The 18,669-nt window shown below is 67.1% G+C and carries 15 protein-coding genes, 1 other RNA gene and 1 pseudogene; 8 read left to right on the forward strand and 9 right to left on the reverse strand.

Going from position 1 to position 18,669, the window contains the following annotated elements:
* Window positions 1-6 precede the first annotated feature (6 nt).
* Window positions 7-379, forward strand: a transfer-messenger RNA (tmRNA) gene (gene ssrA, locus ACG02S_RS04975).
* Window positions 380-841: 462 nt separating this feature from the next.
* Window positions 842-1,414: pseudogene (locus ACG02S_RS04980) on the forward strand (group II intron maturase-specific domain-containing protein); the annotation flags it as partial.
* Between the two features lie 132 nt (window positions 1,415-1,546).
* Here ACG02S_RS04980 and lexA read toward each other — a convergent pair.
* Complete coding sequence (gene lexA, locus ACG02S_RS04985; protein ID WP_394469338.1) at window positions 1,547-2,218, reverse strand: transcriptional repressor LexA; 672 nt, start codon at window positions 2,216-2,218, stop codon at window positions 1,547-1,549.
* Window positions 2,219-2,289: 71 nt separating this feature from the next.
* On the opposite strand from lexA, the gene ACG02S_RS04990 reads away from it, so the two are divergent.
* Window positions 2,290-3,225, forward strand: a complete 936-nt coding sequence (locus tag ACG02S_RS04990) for an asparaginase (protein WP_394469339.1) — start codon at window positions 2,290-2,292, stop codon at window positions 3,223-3,225.
* Window positions 3,226-3,231: 6 nt separating this feature from the next.
* Here ACG02S_RS04990 and ACG02S_RS04995 read toward each other — a convergent pair whose 3' ends face one another.
* On the reverse strand, window positions 3,232-3,666 hold the full coding sequence (locus tag ACG02S_RS04995) for an organic hydroperoxide resistance protein (RefSeq protein WP_394469340.1): 435 nt from the start codon (window positions 3,664-3,666) through the stop codon (window positions 3,232-3,234).
* Between the two features lie 41 nt (window positions 3,667-3,707).
* On the reverse strand, window positions 3,708-4,190 hold the full coding sequence (locus tag ACG02S_RS05000; RefSeq protein ID WP_394469341.1) for a MarR family winged helix-turn-helix transcriptional regulator: 483 nt from the start codon (window positions 4,188-4,190) through the stop codon (window positions 3,708-3,710).
* 120 nt (window positions 4,191-4,310) lie between these two features.
* Here ACG02S_RS05000 and ACG02S_RS05005 point away from each other — a divergent pair, with 120 nt between their 5' ends.
* Window positions 4,311-4,673, forward strand: a complete 363-nt coding sequence (locus ACG02S_RS05005) for a DUF1304 domain-containing protein (protein WP_394469342.1) — start codon at window positions 4,311-4,313, stop codon at window positions 4,671-4,673.
* Between the two features lie 18 nt (window positions 4,674-4,691).
* Here the strand turns inward: ACG02S_RS05005 and ACG02S_RS05010 are convergent, their stop codons facing one another.
* The 6 genes from ACG02S_RS05010 to queF are packed head-to-tail and all read right to left on the reverse strand — an operon-like array spanning window position 4,692 to window position 11,111.
* Entirely contained in the window at window positions 4,692-6,626 is a 1,935-nt protein-coding gene (locus tag ACG02S_RS05010; protein WP_394469343.1) for an ATP-binding cassette domain-containing protein, read from the reverse strand.
* The gene (gene prmB, locus ACG02S_RS05015; RefSeq protein WP_394469344.1) at window positions 6,623-7,483 is read right to left on the reverse strand and encodes a 50S ribosomal protein L3 N(5)-glutamine methyltransferase; all 861 of its coding nucleotides are present in this window, start codon (window positions 7,481-7,483) and stop codon (window positions 6,623-6,625) included. Before prmB ends, ACG02S_RS05010 begins: the two co-directional genes overlap by 4 nt.
* On the reverse strand, window positions 7,480-8,643 hold the full coding sequence (locus tag ACG02S_RS05020) for a PilT/PilU family type 4a pilus ATPase (protein WP_394469345.1): 1,164 nt from the start codon (window positions 8,641-8,643) through the stop codon (window positions 7,480-7,482). Before ACG02S_RS05020 ends, prmB begins: the two co-directional genes overlap by 4 nt.
* Before the next feature lies 1 nt (window position 8,644).
* Window positions 8,645-9,469, reverse strand: a complete 825-nt coding sequence (gene dapD / locus ACG02S_RS05025) for a 2,3,4,5-tetrahydropyridine-2,6-dicarboxylate N-succinyltransferase (RefSeq protein WP_394469346.1) — start codon at window positions 9,467-9,469, stop codon at window positions 8,645-8,647.
* Between the two features lie 11 nt (window positions 9,470-9,480).
* Window positions 9,481-10,671: a succinyldiaminopimelate transaminase gene (gene dapC, locus ACG02S_RS05030; protein WP_394469347.1), complete on the reverse strand. Its 1,191-nt coding sequence runs from the start codon at window positions 10,669-10,671 to the stop codon at window positions 9,481-9,483.
* Window positions 10,668-11,111, reverse strand: coding sequence for a preQ(1) synthase (gene queF / locus ACG02S_RS05035; protein WP_394470142.1), 444 nt, complete (start codon window positions 11,109-11,111; stop codon window positions 10,668-10,670). The genes dapC and queF overlap by 4 nt, the downstream gene beginning before the upstream one ends.
* A 167-nt stretch (window positions 11,112-11,278) precedes the next feature.
* Between queF and smc the strand changes: the two genes are divergently transcribed.
* From smc to ACG02S_RS05055, 4 genes are all read left to right on the forward strand, one after another.
* Window positions 11,279-14,791, forward strand: a complete 3,513-nt coding sequence (smc, locus tag ACG02S_RS05040; RefSeq protein ID WP_394469348.1) for a chromosome segregation protein SMC — start codon at window positions 11,279-11,281, stop codon at window positions 14,789-14,791.
* A 159-nt stretch (window positions 14,792-14,950) separates the two neighbouring features.
* Window positions 14,951-16,006 carry a cell division protein ZipA C-terminal FtsZ-binding domain-containing protein gene (locus ACG02S_RS05045; protein ID WP_394469349.1) on the forward strand — a complete coding sequence of 352 codons (1,056 nt, stop codon included), beginning with the start codon at window positions 14,951-14,953 and terminating at the stop codon, window positions 16,004-16,006.
* Window positions 16,006-17,304 carry a polyamine export protein PaeA gene (gene paeA, locus ACG02S_RS05050; RefSeq protein ID WP_394469350.1) on the forward strand — a complete coding sequence of 433 codons (1,299 nt, stop codon included), beginning with the start codon at window positions 16,006-16,008 and terminating at the stop codon, window positions 17,302-17,304. Before ACG02S_RS05045 ends, paeA begins: the two co-directional genes overlap by 1 nt.
* Before the next feature lie 262 nt (window positions 17,305-17,566).
* Entirely contained in the window at window positions 17,567-18,616 is a 1,050-nt protein-coding gene (locus ACG02S_RS05055) for an HD-GYP domain-containing protein (protein WP_394469351.1), read from the forward strand.
* The last annotated feature ends 53 nt before the right edge of the window (window positions 18,617-18,669 follow it).

Raw genomic sequence — 18,669 nt, forward strand, 5'->3', positions numbered from 1 at the left:
AGCTCTGGGGCCGACCTGGTTTCGACGTGGGTGCGGATCCGGAGTAGGGCATGCCGAGCACCAGTCCGCTCGTAAAACCACTGGAAACAAAGTAACTGCAAACGACTCTACGTTCGCACTCGCCGCTTAATTGCGGATGAGCTTCTCAACGGCAGGCCGATGGGCCGGGCTGAGTTCCGCAAGGGGCAAGGCTGAGAAGTCACTCACATCGGCTGGCGTCCGACCGGGTCACTCGGTAGGGCGTGAGATCAAGTGACTGGCGGGAAAGCTAGCGTGCCACTGCGCGAGTTGACCGTGAGATTCAAATCAGCCGGCTAAGCATGTAGATCTGCCCGGTGATGGCTTGCGGACGGGGGTTCAATTCCCCCCGGCTCCACCATCCAGAGCGAAAAGGCCCGTGTCGGTGACACGGGCCTTTTTCATGTGCGCCCAGCATGGGCGCACTCTTACGGGTGCAAGTCCCGTCGTAAGTTGATCACGACGAACGAAGCGAAGCGCAACTGCGTGAGGGCGACCGAGCGTGGGAAGGAAGCGTGGAGCGTAAATCGCGAGCCGATGAACAAGAACCGCATAGAAGGCGCTGCCGAGCAGGGCGAGTGGGCATGATTCCACGAAGCTCTCGTGATCAAGGCGAAGCGGCGCGGCGGTTGTGCGATGAAGGAGTGCGTTCTTACCTGGGGACGCCTCGTCTTGTGCCTGAAAGGGCGACGGCCATGCCGGAGCGGGTCTCAGCAGAGGTCGTAGTAGCCGGGTACCCTGCTGGAGGCGGCGCTGACGAGAGAGAACCTGCAAGCGGCTTGGAAGCGGGTCAAGGCCAACAAGGGCGCGGCGGGCGTGGACGGCCGCCGACAGCAACGTCTATGTGGGCAGCCGACGAGCCGGCGAGCGGGTGATGGCGTGGCTCAGGACGCTGTACGGCAAGCTGAGGCTTCAGATCAATGAAGCCAAGAGTGCCGTGTGCAGCGCCTTCGGGCGCAAATTCCTGGGCTACGAGCTGTGGGTATCCAAGGGGCGCGAAGTGAAATGCGCCGTGGCCCACAAGGCGCTGGACAACTTCAAGGCGCGCATCCGGGAACTCACGGGCCGCTCAGGCGGACGCAGCATGGCGCAAGTGGTGCAGGCGCTGCGACCCTACATGCTGGGCTGGAAGGCGTACTTCGGGTTGGCACAGACACCGAGTGTCTGGCGCAAGCTAGACCAGTGGCTGCGGCACCGGTTGCGGGCCATCCAGCTCAAACACTGGCGTGGGTCGCACGCGATCTACCGGGCGCTCAAAGCTCTTGGCGCCACGGACACTGCGGCAAAGCGGGTGGCGAGCAACAGCCGATGCTGGTGGAGAAACAGCGACGGGCAACTCAAGACGGTCCTGACCATCAGCTACTTCGACCGGCTGGGGCTTCCCCGGCTCTCTTGACCTCAAACTCTCGAACCGCCCGGTGCGGACCCGCATGCCGGGTGGTGTGGGAGGGGCTCGGTCAGAATGTCTGACCGCCCCTTTCCCGATTTCGATGGCACCGGGGGAAATTGAACCCCGCCCGGGGGGATGTCAGTTGAATCCCTGGCCGCGGATCAATCCCACGGCCAGCCCTTCGATGCTGAATTCGCCCCCGTGTTCGGTGACGGCGATGGGTTCGAATTCAGCGTTCTCGGGCAGCAACTGGATGCCGTCCCGCCCGCGCTGGAAGCGCTTCACGGTGACTTCCTCGCCGACCCGGGCGACGACGATCTGGCCGCTGCGGGCCTCGCGGGCCGTTTGCACGGCTAGCAGGTCGCCGTCGAGGATGCCTATGTCCTTCATGCTCATGCCCTTGACCTTCAGCAGGTAGTCGGGCTTCTTGCTGAACAGGCTGGGCTCGACGGTGTAGGTCTGTTCCACATGCTCCTGCGCCAGAATGGGCGCGCCGGCGGCGACGCGGCCGATCAGCGGCAGCGTCAGCTGCGCGAGGCTGGGGATGGGCAGGCTGAACTGGCGCGCGCGGTTGACAGCACTCAGTGCATCGGACTTCAGGCGGATGCCCCGCGAGGTGCCGCCGACGAGCTCCAGCATGCCTTTTCGGGCTAGCGCTTGCAAATGCTCCTCCGCCGCATTGGCGGATTTGAAGCCCAGCTCGGCGGCGATTTCGGCGCGCGTGGGTGGTGCGCCGGTGCTTTCGATCGCGTTGCGGACCAGGTCGAAGATCTGCTGCTGGCGGGCGGTAAGCTTGGGTCGGTCTTGCACGGGCGGCCTTTGGTGAAGTGAATGCGCTGGTTGTGCATCCAGTATCTGTATTTTTATCCAGGAATCGAAAATTGCAAACCCTTGAGCCCTTGATCGTCATTCTCGGCACGGGCGGCACCATTGCCGGCACGGCGCGCAGCAGCTGTGACGGTGTCGGCTACACGGCGGCGCAGTTGCGAGTGGACGATCTGCTGGCTGCCGTACCGGCGCTGGCCGGACGGCGGTTGGAGGCGCATCAGGTGGCGCAGCTGGACAGCAAGGACATGGACATTGCGACCTGGCAGCGGCTGGCCATCGCGGTGGACGAGCAGCTGGCGCGGCCGGAGGTGGCGGGTGTGGTCGTCACACATGGCACCGACACGTTGGAGGAAACGGCCTACTTCCTGCATCGGGTGCTGGCGCCCAACAAGCCGGTCGTATTGACGGCGGCGATGCGGCCGGCCACGGCGTTGGTGCCGGACGGTCCGCAAAACCTCTTCGATGCGGTGCAGGTCGCGGCGAAGCCGGGCGCGGCGGGTGTGGTGGTCGCGTTTGCGGGCCGGGTGCATGACGCCACGCAGGTGCGCAAGGCACACAGCTACCGCGTGGATGCGTTCGAGTCGGCGGACGGCGCGTTGGTGGCGCGCGTGGAGGAGGGCGCCGTGCGCCTGCTTGGGCGTTGGCCTGCGGGCGAGGCATTGGGGCTGGCGCGCATCGCGGCACCTGCCGGGAGCTGGCCGCGGGTCGACATCGTCATGAACCACGCGGGCGCGGACGGGCGCATCGTGCGGGCGCTGCTGGCGGCAGGCGTCGACGGCATCGTGGCCGCGGGCACGGGGAATGGCACGCTCGGCGTTGATCTGGAGCACGCCTTGCGCGAGGCCGAGTCGCGCGGCGTACGCATCGTGCGGAGCACGCGTTGCGATGCCGGGCCGGTCATGGACCTGCCCGGACTGTTGCCGTCGGCCGGCGTGTTGAGCCCGGTCAAGACCAGGATCGAGCTGATCCTGGCCCTGCTGGCGCGCTGAGCGTCTTCAGACGACGGTCAGCGTGACGTCGACGTTGCCGCGCGTGGCGTTGGAGTAGGGGCAGACCTCGTGGGCGGTGGCGACCAGCGCTTCGAGCGCGGCGCGATCCATGCCCGGCACCGAGATCTTCATGTCGACCTGGATGCCGAAGGCGCCCGGCTTGTTGGCGTGCGGGCCGATGGCGACGTCGCTGGTGATGGACACCTCGGCGGGCAGGGCGATCTTCTGCTTGCCAGCAACGGCCTTCATCGCGCCGATGAAGCAGGCGCTGTAACCGGCCGCGAACAGCTGCTCGGGGTTGGTGCCGGGGCCGCCGGCGCCGCCCAGTTCCTTGGGCGTAGACAGCGTCACGTCGATGGCGCCGTCGGACGACTTCGCGGTGCCGGCGCGGCCGCCGGTGGCGGTGGCGGTGGCGGTGTAGAGGGCTTTTTCGATGGCCATGGTGGGCTCCTTGGTGGGGGCGGGGTGGTGGGGAAAGTGATTCACTCGCCGGCTGCTTGCAGGAAGCCGCTGCGCAGTTCGTGCAGGCGACGCGTCAGCGTCGTCAGTTCATCCAGGTCGCAATTGCTGGCGCAGGCCAGTTGACCCGGAATGTCCAGTGCCTGGGCGCGCAGCCTGCGGCCGGCCGGCGTCAGGAAGATGTCCACGCGGCGCTCGTCGTCCTGCGCGCGGCGACGCTCCAGCAGGGCCTGCTGCTCCAGCCGCTTCAGCAGCGGCGTCAGCGTGCCGGAATCCAGCGACAGGCGCTGGCCCAGTTGGCTGACGCTGAGGCCGTCCAGCTCCCAGAGCACCAGCATGACGAGGTACTGCGGATACGTCAGGCCCAGGGGCGCCAGGAGCGGCTTGTACAGCCTGGTCATCGCCAGCGAGCTGCTATATAGCGCGAAGCACAGTTGGCGGTCGAGATGCAGCCACTGCACGCGCAGGTCGGCGGCTTGATTTGTGGCGGGCTTGCTGCGTGGCATGCGAATTAATATAGCTGACAATTGAATTGCGCACCATTTAAATGGTCTTTTTGGAGGCACCGACCGTAGGGCGATCTGCGAGGATGCGCCACCCCCAACAAAGCAAGACGAGGAGAGGCAATGCTGATCGTGGCGACCGTGCTGGCGGCCCTGGTGGCCCTGCTGCACCTGTACATCCTGGTGCTGGAGATGTTCTTCTGGACCAAGCCGTTGGGCCGCAAGGCCTTCGGGCTGAAGGCGGACTTCGCAGAGCAGAGCAAGGCGCTGGCCGCCAACCAGGGGCTCTACAACGGTTTCCTGGCGGCTGGCCTGATCTACGGGCTGATGCTCGGCACCGCAGGCGCTGGCAAGCCGTGGCTGGTGTTCTTCCTGGGCTGCGTGGTCGTGGCCGGGGCGTTCGGCGCGGCGACGGCCTCGAAGAAGATTCTGTTCGTGCAGGCGTTGCCGGGCGCCATCGCACTGGCGGCCGTGCTCGCCGTCTGACGAGGAGAACCGGCGGGGTCAGGCGGCGGTCATCGCCTCGATCTGCTCGCCCAGCTCCAGCCAGCGCATTTCGTCGGCTTCGAGCTGGTCATGAATCGCCTTCAGGCGCTTGCCCATCTCGGCGATGGCCGACGCAGCGGCGCCTTCGGCGAGCTGAGCCTCGATGCCGGCGCGCTCCTCGGCCAGCGCATGCATGCGCTTGTCGATGGTTTCCATCTCCTTGCGCAGCGGGCGGGTCTGCTCGGCGACTTTCGCGCGCGCCTGGCCTGAGGCCTTGCGGTCCACGGGGGCCGAAGGCGCCGGTGTGGGCGCTGCGACGACTTTCGGCGCCGGAGCAGCCGACTGCTTCTTGGCGGCGCGGGCGGCTTCCTTGCTCTGCTCCAGCAGCCACTTTTGGTAGTCGTCCAGGTCGCCATCGAACGGCTTGACGACACCGTCTGCCACCAGCCAGAACTCGTCGCAGACCTCGCGCAGCAATGCGCGGTCGTGGCTGACCAGCATGACGGTGCCTTCGAACTCGTTCAACGCCATCGACAGCGCCTCGCGGGTGTTCAGGTCCAGGTGGTTGGTCGGCTCGTCCAGCAGCAGCAGGTTGGGGCGCTGCCACACCAGCATCGCGAGCACCAGGCGCGCCTTCTCGCCGCCGGACAGGCTGCCTACGGCCTGGTTGACCATGTCGCCGGTGAAGCGGAACTGGCCGAGGAAGTCTCGCAGTTCCTGCTCACGGCCTTGCGGGCCAACCTCGCGGGCCAGGCGCACCATGTGCTCCAGCGCGCCCTCGTCCAGGCGCAGCACGTCCAGCTCCTGCTGGGCGAAGTAGCCGATGGACAGGCCCTTGCCCTGCGTCATGCGACCCGACAGCGGCAGCTGCGTGCCCGCGATGGTCTTCACCAGCGTGGACTTGCCCTGGCCGTTGGCGCCGAGGATGCCGATGCGCTGTCCGGCGAGCACCGAGCGGTCAATGTTGCGCACGATGGTGGTGGTGCCGTAGCCCGCCGCCATCTCATCGAACATCAGCATCGGGTTGGGCAGGTTCAGCGGCTCTCGGAACTCGAAGTTGAAGTCGGCGGACGCCAGCACCGGTGCCAGCTTCTCCATGCGCTCCAGCGCCTTCACGCGACTCTGCGCCTGCTTGGCCTTGCTGGCCTTGGCCTTGAAGCGGTCGATGAACTTCTGCAGGTGGGCGACGCGGTCCTGCTGTTTGGCGAACGCCGCCTGTTGCAAGACCATGCGCTCGGCGCGCTGGGTCTCGAAGCTGGTGTAGTTGCCGCCGTAGCGGATCAGCTTGCCTTCGTCGAGGTGCAGCGTGACCTTGGTGATCGCGTCGAGAAATTCGCGATCATGGCTGATGACGATCATGGTGCCGTCGTAGCGCAGCAGCCAGGCTTCCAGCCAGACCAGCGCGTCCAGGTCCAAGTGGTTGGTGGGCTCGTCCAGTAGCATCAGCTCGGCCGGGCACATCAGCGCACGGGCCAGTTGCAGGCGCATGCGCCAGCCGCCGGAGAAGCTGTTGACCGGAGCGTCCAGCTGTTCGTTCCTGAACCCCAGGCCCATCAGCAGTGCCTGAGCTCGGGCGCGAGCGTCGAAGGCGCCGGCATCGGCCAGCGCGGCGTGCGCGTCGGCCATCGCGTGGCCGTCTTCGGCGGCTTCTGCCTCGGCCAAAGCGATGCGCGCGGCCACCAGCGGCAGGTCGCCCTGCAGCACGAAGTCGGTCGCACCGTCCTCGGTCTCGGGCATGTCCTGCGCCACTTCGGAACGGCGCCAGTGCTTGGGCACCTCGACCTCGCCCTTGTCGTTGCCCAGGCGGTTCGTTAGCAGCGCGAACAGGCTGGACTTGCCGGCGCCGTTGCGGCCGACGAGGCCGATCTTTTCGCCGGGTTGCAGCGTGGCGGACGCATCGTCCAGCACGACCTTCACGCCGCGGCGTAGCGTGATGTTGCGAAGGGTAATCACAGCAAGTTCTCTTTCGTCACCAGCAGCACCTGATCGGCGCCTGATGAGGTTTCCATCCACACGACTTCCAGCGTCGGGAACGCGGCTTCAAAATTTTCACGCTCGTTGCCGATCTCCAGCACGAGCACGCCGTCGTCGTTCAACGCCGCAGGCGCGGCGCGCAGCAGCTCGCGGATGAAGTCCATGCCGTCGCTTCCGCCGGCCAGCGCCACCTCCGGCTCGGCCAGGTACTCGGCGGGCAGGGTGGCCATGCTCTGGCTGTTCACGTAGGGGGGGTTGCACAGGATCAGGTCGTAGCTGCCGTCGGCGCCCTTCAAACCATCGCCTTGCAGCAGCCGCACGCGCAGTGCCAGGTCGTGACGCTCGACGTTCAGCTTCGCCACGGCCAGCGCGTCAAAGTCGATGTCCAGCGCGTCCACGGCCACCTCTGGCCAGGCCATCGCGGCCAGCACGGCCAGGCTGCCGTTGCCGGTGCACAGGTCCAGCACGCGGCGGCTTTCCGGGTGCAGCCAGGGATCGATGCTGGCGTCGCCGATCAACTCGGCGATGAAGCTGCGCGGCACGATGGCGCGCTCGTCGATGGTGAACGGCACGCCCTGCAGCCACGCCTCGCCGGTTAGGTAGGCCGCTGGCTTGCGCGTGGCGATGCGCTCGTCGATCAACGCGGCGATGGACGCGATCTCCGCGCCGGTCAGCTCGCGTTCCTCGTGCTCGTCCAGCGCATCCAGCGGTAGCCCCAAGCGCCACAGTGCCAGCCACACGGCCTCGTCGAACGCGTTCTTCGTGCCATGGCCAAAAAACAAGCCCGCCTGGGCGAGGCGGGCGGCTTGGGTGTCAATGCAATCGATCAGCTTCAAGTGCCGCGGACGTCCAGGGTGATTTCGGTGAAGCTGGCCTCGTCGCTCGCCTTCTCCTCCTTGCGCGGCGCGGTCGCCAGACGGGCGCCTGGCGCCTCGTTCTGCAGACGCCACAGCAGGTTGGTCGGCGAATCGGCGAAGGCCAGGCCTTCCTCGCGGGTGATAGTGCCGTCGGTGATGAGCTTGGCGAAGTGCTCTTCGTAGGTCTGCGAGCCTTCGGCGATCGACTTTTCCATCGCCTCCTTCACGCCGGCGAAGTCGCCTTGCTCGATCAGCTCCGAGATGAGCTTGGTGTTCAGCAGGATTTCCAGCACCGGCACGCGGCCGCCGGCGGTAGCACGCACCAGGCGCTGCGAGATGACTGCCTTCAGTCCCGCGGCCAGGTCGTTCAGCAGCGCGGGGCGGGACTCGGGCGTGTAGAACGACAGGATGCGGTTCAGCGCGTGGTAGGTGTTGTTGCCGTGCAGCGTGGCCAGCACCAGGTGGCCCGACAGCGAGTAGCTGATCGCCGCCGTCATGGTCTCGCGGTCGCGGATCTCGCCGATCAAGATGCAGTCCGGCGCCTGGCGCAGCGCGTTCTTCAGCGCAATCTGCAGCGACGCCGTGTCGCGGCCGATCTCGCGCTGGTTGACCACCGAGCGCTTGTTGCTGAACAGGTATTCGATCGGGTCCTCGATGGTGAGGATATGCCCGGTCATGGTCTGGTTGCGCAGCTCCAGCATGGACGCGAGCGTGGTGCTCTTGCCCGTGCCGGTAGCGCCCACCATCAGGATCAGGCCGCGCTTCTCCTTGATCATCTGGCCCAGCACGGGCGGGATGCCCAGGCTCTCCATCGTCGGGATGTTGTGCGGGATGTGGCGGAACACGCCGGCAATCGACCCGCGCTGGCGAAAACCGGACAAGCGGAAGCTGCCCACACCGCTGACCGACACAGCCATGTTCAGCTCGCCAGAGTTGTCCAGCTCGGCCAGGCTGGCCGGGTCGATGACCTCGGAGATCAGTTGGCGCGGCTGCGGCGGCGTCAGGAGCTGGTCCGACAGCTGCACGGTCTGTCCGTTGATGCGGATCAGCACCGGCATGTTGGCCGACAGGTAGCAGTCCGATGCACCCTTATCGGCCATCAGCCGCAGGATGCGCTCCATGTTGCCGCCGGTGGCCATATCAGGCGCGCAGCAGTTCGTTGATGCTGGTCTTGGAGCGCGTCTGCGCGTCGACCCGCTTCACGATGATGGCCGCGTACAGCGAGTAGCGGCCGCCGTCCTTGGGCAGCGAGCCCGAGATGACGACCGAGCCGGCCGGCACGCGGCCGTAGCTGACGCTGTCGGTCGCGCGGTCGTAGATCGGCGTGCTCTGGCCGATGTATACGCCCATCGAGATGACCGAGTTCTCTTCGACGATGACGCCTTCCACCACCTCGGAGCGGGCGCCGATGAAGCAGTTGTCCTCGATGATGGTCGGGTTGGCCTGCAGCGGCTCCAGCACGCCGCCGATGCCGACGCCGCCGCTCAGGTGCACGTTCTTGCCGATCTGGGCGCAGGAGCCGACCGTGGCCCAGGTGTCGACCATCGCGCCTTCGTCCACGTAGGCGCCGATGTTCACGTACGACGGCATCAGCACGACGTTCTTGGCTTGGAAGCTGCCGCGGCGCGCGACGGCCGGCGGCACCACGCGCACGCCGGTGGCGCGCAACTGCTCGTCGCTCCAGCCGGCGTACTTTGTGGGCACCTTGTCGAAGAAGGTCAGGTCCTTGTCGCCCATCAGGCGGTTGTCGTTCAGGCGGAACGACAGCAGCACGGCCTTCTTGATCCACTGGTGCACCGCCCACTGGCCGACGCTCTCGCGCGTGGCCACGCGCAGTCGGCCCGCGTCCAGCTCGGCGATGACGTGGTCGACGGCCTGGCGGACCTCAGGCGCGTTGACGGGGTCCAGCGCCGCGCGGTTGTCCCAGGCGAGGTCGATCGTGCTTTGCAGTTCAGCAGTGTTCATGAGCGGAGAGATCAGCGAGATTGCGTGAAGGAGACGATGCGGCGGGCTGCTTCGAGGCATTCGGCCTCGTCGGCCACCAGGGCCAGGCGGATGCGCCCGGCGCCCGGATTGCTGCCGTGTGCACTGCGGGCCAGGAGGCTGCCTGGCAAAACGGTCAGATTGTATTGAGCGAGCAGTCCCTGGGCGAAGGCGACATCGTTACCACCTGGTACGGCGGCCCAGAGGTAGAAACCCGCATCCGGCAGCGCCACGTCCAGCACGTTGGCGAGCAGCGGCGTGACCTCGGCGAACTTCCGGCGATAGCGAGCGCGGTTCTCGATGACGTGCGCCTCGTCGCTCCAGGCGGCGATGCTGGCGGCCTGTACCAGCGGGCTCATCGCGCTGCCGTGATACGTGCGGTAGAGCAGGAACTTCTTCAGCAGTGCGCCGTCGCCTGCCACGAAGCCGGAACGCAGGCCGGGCACGTTGGAGCGCTTGGACAGCGACGTGAACGAAATGAGGTTCCTGAAGTCGCTGCGGCCCAGCTTGGCGGCGGCTTCGAGGCCGCCCAGCGGCGCTTCGTCACGGAAGTAGATTTCCGAGTAGCACTCGTCCGAGGCGATAACGAAACCGTGGCGGTCGCTCAGCTCGAACAGCTCCTGCCATTCAACCAGCGGCATCACCGCGCCGCTGGGGTTGCCGGGCGAGCAGATATAGATCAACTGCGTGCGCGCCCAGGTCGCGTCATCGATCTGCGACCAGTCCACGGCGAAGTTGCGCGCCGGGTCGGAATTGGCGAAGGCTACCTCGGCGCCGGCCAGCAACGCGGCGCCTTCGTAGATCTGATAGAACGGGTTGGGGCAGACGACCGTAGCGCCCGGCCGCGTCGCATCGACCACCGTCTGCGCGATGGCGAACAGCGCCTCGCGCGAGCCGTTGACCGGCAGCAATTGCGTGGCCGGGTCCAGCGTCAGGGCGTAGCGGCGCGTGATCCAGGCGGCGATGGCCTCGCGCAGCGCGGGTGCGCCGGCCGTGGCGGGGTAGCCGGACAGGCCTTGCATCGCGCCCTTGATGGCGTCCTCGATCAGCGTCGGTGCCGCATGGCGCGGCTCGCCGATGCCCAACGAGATGGGCGCGAAGTCGGCGCTGGGCGAGATGTCGGCGTTCAGCGCCTTCAGGCGCTCGAAGGGATACGGCTGCAGCCGGTCCAGCAGGCGATTCATGCGCCGAGCATCCCCGACTCGAAGCCATGCGCCGGCAGGTCCACGCGCGGCGCCGGTGTCCAGCCGGCCTTACGGTGCTCGGCGACGACGTTGGTGTAGATGCCGCCGCGCACGTACCACTTGGCCGTGATGCGGATGAAGCGCGGATCGGTCGCCGCGACGATGTCGTCGAGGATCTTGTTCGTCACTTTCTCGTGGAACGAGCCCTCGTCGCGGTAGCTCCAGAAGTACATCTTCAGGCTCTTCAGCTCCACGCACAGCTCATCGGCAATCATGTCGATGGTGAAGTGCGCGAAGTCGGGCTGGCCGGTCAGCGGGCAGTGGCACGTGAACTCTGGCACCTGGAACTGGATGACGTAGTCGCGCTCCGGATTCGGGTTCGGAAAGACCAGGATGTCCTTGCTGGGCTTGCTCGGCGGGTTCGGGGGCACCTCGCGCATCTTGGGCTTGTTCTTCTTGGCGGGGGCGGCGGACTTCTTGGTGGCCATGACAGTGGTCTTTCTGAGAGGGTGCGAATGCTATCATCCGGCCCCGTCGAAGCGCCCGTGGAAGGCGCTTTTCTTTAGCCAAATCAAGGGCTTACCTCGCCCTCGTCCATGCGACATTCATGCGGCTGAACTCGATCAAGCTCGCCGGCTTCAAGTCCTTTGCCGAACCCACTACCTTCCAGCTGCCCGGTCAGCTTGTGGGCGTGGTGGGGCCCAATGGCTGCGGCAAGTCCAACATCATGGACGCCGTGCGCTGGGTGCTGGGCGAGAGCAAGGCCAGCGAGCTGCGCGGCGAGTCCATGCAGGACGTCATCTTCAACGGCAGCGGCAACCGCAAGCCGGCGGGGCGTTCCAGCGTTGAGCTGGTGTTCGACAACAGCAGTGCCCGCGCCGGCGGACCGTGGAACCAATTCACCGAGATCGCCGTCAAGCGCGTGCTGACGCGCGACGGCACCAGCAGCTACTTCATCAACAACCAGCCGGTGCGCCGGCGCGACGTGCAGGACGTGTTCCTGGGCACCGGCCTCGGCCCGCGTGCTTACGCCATCATTGGCCAGGGCACCATCTCCCGCATCATCGAAAGCAAGCCCGAAGAGCTGCGGCTGTTCCTGGAAGAAGCGGCCGGCGTGTCCAAGTACAAGGAACGCCGCCGCGAGACCGAGAACCGGCTGAAGGACACCCGCGAGAACCTGACCCGCGTTGACGACATCCTGCGCGAGCTGAACGCGAATCTGGACAAGCTGGAGCGTCAGGCCGAGGTGGCGGCGAGCTATCGCAGCTTGCAGGACAGCGGCACGCTGAAGCTGCACCAGTTGTGGTTCCTCAAGGCGCGCGACGCCGGCAACGAAGCCGCGCGCGTGAAGACGGCGCATGCTGAAGCCGTCAATGCGCTGGAGTCACGCACCGCCGAGCTGCGAGCCGTGGAAGCCTCGCTCGAAGAAGTACGGCAGGCGCACTACGCCGCAGGTGATGAGCTGCATGCATCACAAGGCCGCTTTGCCGAGGCGCAGCTGGAAGTGAGCCGGCTGGAAGAGCGCATCCGCTTCGTCGTCGAAAGCCGCAACCGCGCGCAGCAACGGCTGGCCGAGCTGCATGCGCAAGACCAGCAATGGCGCGAGCGTGTCGAGCAGTCCGCCGCCGAGCTGGAGGGCATCGCCGAGCAGATTGCCGGCGCCGACGAGCAGAGCGAGATCCTGGCCGCGCAGGCGGAAGAGCAGCAGACCCAGTTGCCCAACAGCGAAGACGCGCTGCGCGCCGCGCAGGCGCGCGCCAGCGAGCAGCGCACACTGGTGACGCAGGTGCAGCAGCAGATCCAGGTGCTGGCCGCCGAGAGTCGCAGCGTGGACGAGCAGGCGAGGGCGCTGCGCCAGCGCGAGGACAAGCTGACGGCCGAATCGCGCGCACTCGGGGCGCCGGACCAGGAAGCACTGGATGCGCTGCGAGAACGCAGCGCCGCGGCCGACGAGGCGCGGGACCTGGCCGATGCCCGCCTGCATGAGCTGGCCGAGCAGCTGCCGGTGCTGGAAGAGCAGCGCCGCACCGCGCAGCAGGACGCCAACGCGCAGCTCGCTAAGCAGTCCGACCTGACCGCGCGGCTGGAGGCGCTGAAGGCGCTGCAGGAAAAGGTACAAACCGAAGGCAAGCTCAAGCCGTGGCTGGCCAGGCATGGGCTGGATGGCCTGCAAGGCTTGTGGACCAAACTGCACATCCAGCAAGGCTGGGAGAACGCGCTGGAGGCCGCGCTGCGCGAGCGCATGGGCGCACTGAGCGTCGGCCGGCTGGACACTGTGCGCGCGTTCGAGGGCGACGCGCCGCCGGCCCGCCTGGCCTTTTACTCAACCCCGGCCGGTGCCATCGCCAACACGCACGAGACGCTCCCCACGCTGACGTCCCTGCTGAAGCTGCAAGACGCCGGACTCGTGGCGCTGCTGAACGACTGGCTGGAAGGCGTCTACACGGCGTCGACGCTGGACGCCGCGCTGGCCGCGCGCGACAAGTTGACGCACGGTGAGCTGATCCTGACGCCGGCCGGCCATGCCGTCGGCCAATTCTCCGTCACGTTCTACGCTCCCGACTCCGAGCAGGCCGGCCTGCTGGCCCGCGGGCAGGAGATCGAGCAACTTTCGACCGCGCAACGCGTGCAGAACCTGATCGCCGACGAAGCGCGCCTGACGCTGACCCGCATCGAGCACCAGTTCAACGATGCCAACGGGCGGCTCACGACGCTGCGGCGTGAGGCGAGCGAGGCGCAGACGCGCGCGCACCAGATTCATGTCGAGTTGCTGCGCCTGAACAGCCAGGCCGAGGCCAGCCAGCAGCGCCGCAGCGCGCTCGATGCGGAACTCGCCGAGATTGCTGAACAGCAGGAGGTGCTGCAGGAGCGCCGCGCCGTGGGTGAGGCGCGCTTTGAGGAACTGGATATCCAGCTGGGCGACGCGCAGCAGCGGCACGCCGAGTTGGAAGACGGCTCCATCGCCGCCGAGCGCAAGCTGGCCGACGCCCGTGAGCAGCTGCGCACGCTGGAGCGCCGCGCGCAGGAAGCCCGCTTCGCGACGCAGACGCTGGCCGCCCGCCGCGGCGAGCTGCAGCGCGGCATCGAGACGGCGCAGGCGCAGATCGCGCAGGTCGCGACCTCAGCCGCCAGCCTGCAGACCGAGCTTGACGGCTTCAACGATGCGGCGGCGCAAGCTGGCCTGCAGGACGCGCTGGCCCTCAAGGTCGAGCGCGAAGAGGCCCTGGTCGCCGTGCGCACGAACTACGACGACCTCTCGCTGCGCCTGCGCAAGGCCGATGAGCAGCGCCTGACCTTCGAGCGCAGCCTGGACCCGCTGCGCGAGGCCATCACCAAGCTGCAGCTGGAAGAGCAGGCTGCGCAGCTGGGCGGCGCGCAGTACCGTGAGCAGCTGGAAGCCGCCGAGGTAGACCAGGAAGCGCTGGCGAAGTCGATCGAAGACAATGGCGTCAAGCTGTACGGCCTGCAGGGCGAGATCGACCGCATCAACCGCGAGATCGCGGCCCTAGGCGCCGTCAACCTGGCCGCGCTGGACGAGCTGACCGCAGCCCGCGAGCGCAAGACCTTCCTCGATTCGCAATGCGCTGACCTGAACTCGGCCATCCAGACGCTGGAAGACGCGATACACAAGATCGACCTCGAGACGCGCGACCTTCTCAGCTCGACCTTCAACCAGGTCAACGAACATTTCGGCCGCATGTTCCCGGAGCTGTTCGGCGGCGGGCAGGCGAAGCTGGTGATGACGGGCGACGAGATTCTGGATGCCGGCGTGCAGGTGATGGCTCAGCCGCCGGGCAAGAAGAACTCCACCATCCACCTGCTCTCGGGTGGCGAGAAGGCGCTGACGGCCATTGCGCTGGTGTTCGCGATCTTCCAGCTCAACCCCGCGCCGTTCTGCCTGCTGGACGAAGTGGACGCGCCGCTGGACGACGCCAACACCGAGCGCTATGCCAAGCTGGTGTCGCAGATGAGCCGCATCACGCAATTCCTCTTCATCTCGCACAACAAGATCGCGATGGAGATGGCGGAACAACTGATCGGCGTCACGATGCAGGAGCAGGGCGTGTCCCGCATCGTGGCCGTCGACATGGACAAGGCGCTGGCGATGGCCGAGATGTGATGCCCCTCGTCGGGTCCCGCCGCGCTGAACGCCGGCGAGTCCAGCCGGTGCCCGTAGGGCACGGCGATGCTCGAGGCATTGACCGCTCGCACATCGCCAGACCGGCCGACCAGGGGCGGCCCCGCGCTTGGCCCGAAGCAACGAACACAATGAAGTGACATGAGTCTGACCCTGACCGAACTTCTCGCAATCGCCGGTGGCCTGGTGCTGGCTGGCGTCCTCGCCCATGGCGCCTGGGCCGCGCGCAAGGCCGGCCCCAAGCGCGCCGTGCCACCGATGGAAGAGCCCAGTTTCGACACGCCGCCGGTGGTGCCCGGAGATGCGGCGGCCGTCGTCGAGCCGGACTCGATGGACGTCACGCTGCCGGCCGTGGCCCGCCCGCAGCGCCGGCCATCAGCGCGCATCGACGCGCTGATCGACGCCATCGCGACTATCACCATCGAGCAGCCCGTGACGGGTGAGCTGGCGCTGCAGCACCAGCCCGGCAGCCGCCGTGCCGGCACCAAGCCGCTGCAGATCGAGGGGCTGAACGCCGAGACCGGCGACTGGGAGCTTCCGGCACCGGGCCAGCGCTACGGCGAGTTCCAGGCCGGGCTGAAGATGGCCAGCCGCAGCGGGCCACTGAACGAGATTGAATATTCCGAGTTCGTGCAGAAGATCCAGGCCTTTGCCGACGGCGTCAGCGGCTTCGTTCAGTTCCCCGACATGCTGGACGTCGTCGCCCGGGCTCGCGAGCTGGACCAGTTCGCCGCCAGCCACGACGCGCAGCTCGCGCTGCTGCTGCGCGCGCGCGGCGCGGCCTGGACGCCGGGCTTCGTTCACCAGTCCGCATCGCGCCATGGCTTCGTCGCCGGCTCGCTGCCGGGGCGGCTGGTGCTGCCTTCGGGTGAGGACGGCGCACCGCCTTTGTTGACTCTGCAGTTCGATGCCCAGGCCGCTCTGGCCGAGGACCCCGAGGCGCTGTCGCTGCGCGAGCTGACGCTGGCGCTGGACGTGCCGCAAACGCCGCAGGAGGCCGAGCCCTTCGCGTTGTGGCAGGAGTCGGCCCGCGCGCTGGCGCGCGACCTGGAGGCCGAGGTCTGCGACGACCGCGGCCAGGTGCTGGGCCTGCACGCGTTCGCGGCCATCGACGTGGAGCTGAAGAGGCTCTATGAGGCGCTGGCGGCGCGTGACCTGGCGGCGGGTTCGCCGGTCGCCCGAAGGCTGTTCAGCTGATGACTGCGAGCCTGCTGCTGATCAGCCTGCTGATCCTCGGCAGCGCTTTTTTCTCGATGGCCGAGCTGTCGCTGGCGGCGTCGCGCCGACTGAACCTGCAGCAGCGCGCCGATGCTGGTGACCCTCGCGCGGCGAAGGTGCTGGCGGTGCAGGAGCACCCAGGCGACTACTTCACCGTCGTGCAGATCGGCGTCAACACGGTGGCCATCCTGGCGGGCATCGTCGGCGAGGGCGCATTCACGCCACATTTCGAGGCCGCGCTGCGGCTGCTGGTGTCGGCAGAGCTGGCGGCCACGCTGGGCTTCGCGGCGTCGTTCATCAGCATCACATCGTTGTTCATCGTCCTGGCCGACCTGGTGCCCAAGCGGCTGTCGATGAGCGAGCCGGAACGGGTTGCGATGGCGTTGGTCGGGCCAATGCTGCTGCTGTGCCGCGTGCTGAAACCGCTGGCCTGGTTCTTCAGCAGCATCACCGAGGGGCTGATCCGGCTGCTGGGCCTGCCGGCCAAGCGCGACGAGACCATCAGCCACCGCGACATCCTGGCGCTGACCGAAGCCGGCTACCAGGCCGGCGTGGTAGCGGACGAGGAGCAGCAGGTCATCGCCAACGTGTTTGAGCTGGACACGCGCACCGTCGAGACGGTGATGACCGAGCGCGAGCGCATCGTGTGCTTCTCCCGCGATGACGACGACGCCCTGATTCGCAACCGCATCGCCGACACCCCGCATTCCACCTACGTCGTCTGCGACGACGATGTGGACCAGGTGGTGGGCTACGTTGACGCGACCGACCTGTTCCAGCGCGTGCTGCGCGACGAGCCGCTGTCGCTGCGTGAGCACGGCGGCGTGCTGGTGAAGAAGGTGCTCATCGTGCCGGATCGGCTGACGCTGTCCGAGATGCTGATGCAGTTCCGCGAGGCGCATGAGGACTTCGCCGTCGTCGTCAACGAGTACAGCCGCGTGGTCGGCGTCATCACGCTCAACGACGTGATGAACACCGTGATGGGCAGCCTGGTGGCGCCGCATTTCGAGGAGCAGATCGTGCGCCGTGAGGACGGTTCGTTCCTGGCCGACGGCATCACGCCCATTCCCGACGTGGAGCGCTCACTGGGCATCGAGGGCTGGCCGAATGCCGGTACATATGACACGCTGGCCGGCTTCCTGATGGTGATGCTGCGCCGCATCCCGCGCCGCACGGACGCCGTAGAGTGGGAGGGCTGGCGCTTCGAGGTCGTGGACGTGGACAGCTACCGCGTGGACCAAGTGATGATCACGCGCCTACATGTGGCCGAGGCTTGACCGGCGTCACGGCCTGATCCCGCACTCGTGCATCAATAACGTCAAGACCATGCGGTGAGCGGCAAACGGCCACCTTATCCGCCGGGAAAATTGCCGCGCTGCTGTCGCTTCGGCGTCGAAGGGCGCGTGTGACGCTGCCCATTGCGAGGCCCGGGCCCTAACATGGCCGCCCGCCGCCAAGGGGAGCTTGATGCGAACGTCGGAACAAGTGCTCAACCGTGCCGAGATCGAGCGATCCGGCCTCGGCGAGCGGATTTGCAGCTTGCACAGCATCTTGCTGGCTCGCTATCCGTCCATCGGTCGCATCGCGCTGGCGCTCTACGATCCCGGCACCGACCTGCTCAAAACCTTCGCCAGTAGCAACGATGGTGGCACGCCGCTGCAGCATTACGAGGCCAGGCTGGCCGACGTGCCGTCGCTGGTGGCGCTGCGCGACAGCCGCCAGCCCCGCGTGGTGGACGATATCGGGCAGGCCTTCCTGGCCACCCGCGCACACTCGACCTGGCTCAAGTCGCAGCACTATCTCAGCAGCTACACGCTGCCCATCTTTCGCGGCGCGGAGCTGTCGGCCTTCCTGTTCTTCGACTCGACGGAGCGTGCTGCCTTCACACCGTGTGTACGCGGCGTGTTGGACCAATTCGCCGACATCATTTCGCAGCTCTACCTGCTGCGGCTGTCGGCGGTGCATCACCTGATCGGAGCGGTCGACATCGCCACGGGCCTGGCCCGCATCCGTGACGTGGAGACCGGCCGGCACCTGGAGCGCATGGCTAATTACTCGCGCCTTATCGCGCGCGGTGTGGCCGACCGCTACGGCCTGAACGACGAGACCATCGAGTACATGCACTTGTTCGCGCCACTGCATGACATCGGCAAGGTGGGCATACCCGACGCCATCCTGCTCAAGCCCGGCAAGCTCGACGCGGACGAATGGCGGCTGATGCAGCAGCACGTGGTGATCGGCGAGCAGCTCATCGATCACATCGTGGCCGACCTCGGCCTGCAGGACGACATGGCGGCCAGCATCATGCGCGATGTCGTAGCGGGCCACCACGAACGCGGCGACGGCAGCGGCTATCCGCGCGGCCTGCAGATGGCCGACATCCCGGTGGCGGCCCGCATCGTCGCCGTGGCCGACATGTACGACGCGCTGTCGTCCGCGCGGCCCTACAAGGCGCCCTGGGACGAGGCGCGCTGCGCCGACGAGTTGCGCAGCCAGGTGGAGCGCGGGCTCATCGACGGGGCCTGCGTGGAGGCTCTGCTGGGTGACGAGGTCGGGCGCCGGCAGATCCGCGAACGGTTCGCCGACTAGCGCCTTCACCGCGCCCGGCGGGCGCGGGGCTGGCATAGCGCAGGGCAGGGCGT

This window comes from Pelomonas dachongensis, from assembly GCF_043555865.1.
In the GTDB taxonomy this organism is placed as follows: domain Bacteria; phylum Pseudomonadota; class Gammaproteobacteria; order Burkholderiales; family Burkholderiaceae_C; genus Pelomonas; species Pelomonas dachongensis.

Bases quoted from the DNA above. Each gene is read 5' to 3' on its own strand.
- ACG02S_RS04995 (WP_394469340.1), bottom strand. From the start codon at position 3,666: ATGGCCATCGAAAAAGCCCTCTACACCGCCACCGCCACCGCCACCGGC.
- ACG02S_RS05000 (WP_394469341.1), bottom strand. From the start codon at position 4,190: ATGCCACGCAGCAAGCCCGCCACAAATCAAGCCGCCGACCTGCGCGTG.
- ACG02S_RS05005 (WP_394469342.1), top strand. From the start codon at position 4,311: ATGCTGATCGTGGCGACCGTGCTGGCGGCCCTGGTGGCCCTGCTGCAC.
- ACG02S_RS05020 (WP_394469345.1), bottom strand. From the start codon at position 8,643: ATGGCCACCGGCGGCAACATGGAGCGCATCCTGCGGCTGATGGCCGAT.
- dapD (WP_394469346.1), bottom strand. From the start codon at position 9,469: ATGAACACTGCTGAACTGCAAAGCACGATCGACCTCGCCTGGGACAAC.
- dapC (WP_394469347.1), bottom strand. From the start codon at position 10,671: ATGAATCGCCTGCTGGACCGGCTGCAGCCGTATCCCTTCGAGCGCCTG.
- queF (WP_394470142.1), bottom strand. From the start codon at position 11,111: ATGCGCGAGGTGCCCCCGAACCCGCCGAGCAAGCCCAGCAAGGACATC.
- smc (WP_394469348.1), top strand. From the start codon at position 11,279: ATGCGGCTGAACTCGATCAAGCTCGCCGGCTTCAAGTCCTTTGCCGAA.
- ACG02S_RS05045 (WP_394469349.1), top strand. From the start codon at position 14,951: ATGAGTCTGACCCTGACCGAACTTCTCGCAATCGCCGGTGGCCTGGTG.
- paeA (WP_394469350.1), top strand. From the start codon at position 16,006: ATGACTGCGAGCCTGCTGCTGATCAGCCTGCTGATCCTCGGCAGCGCT.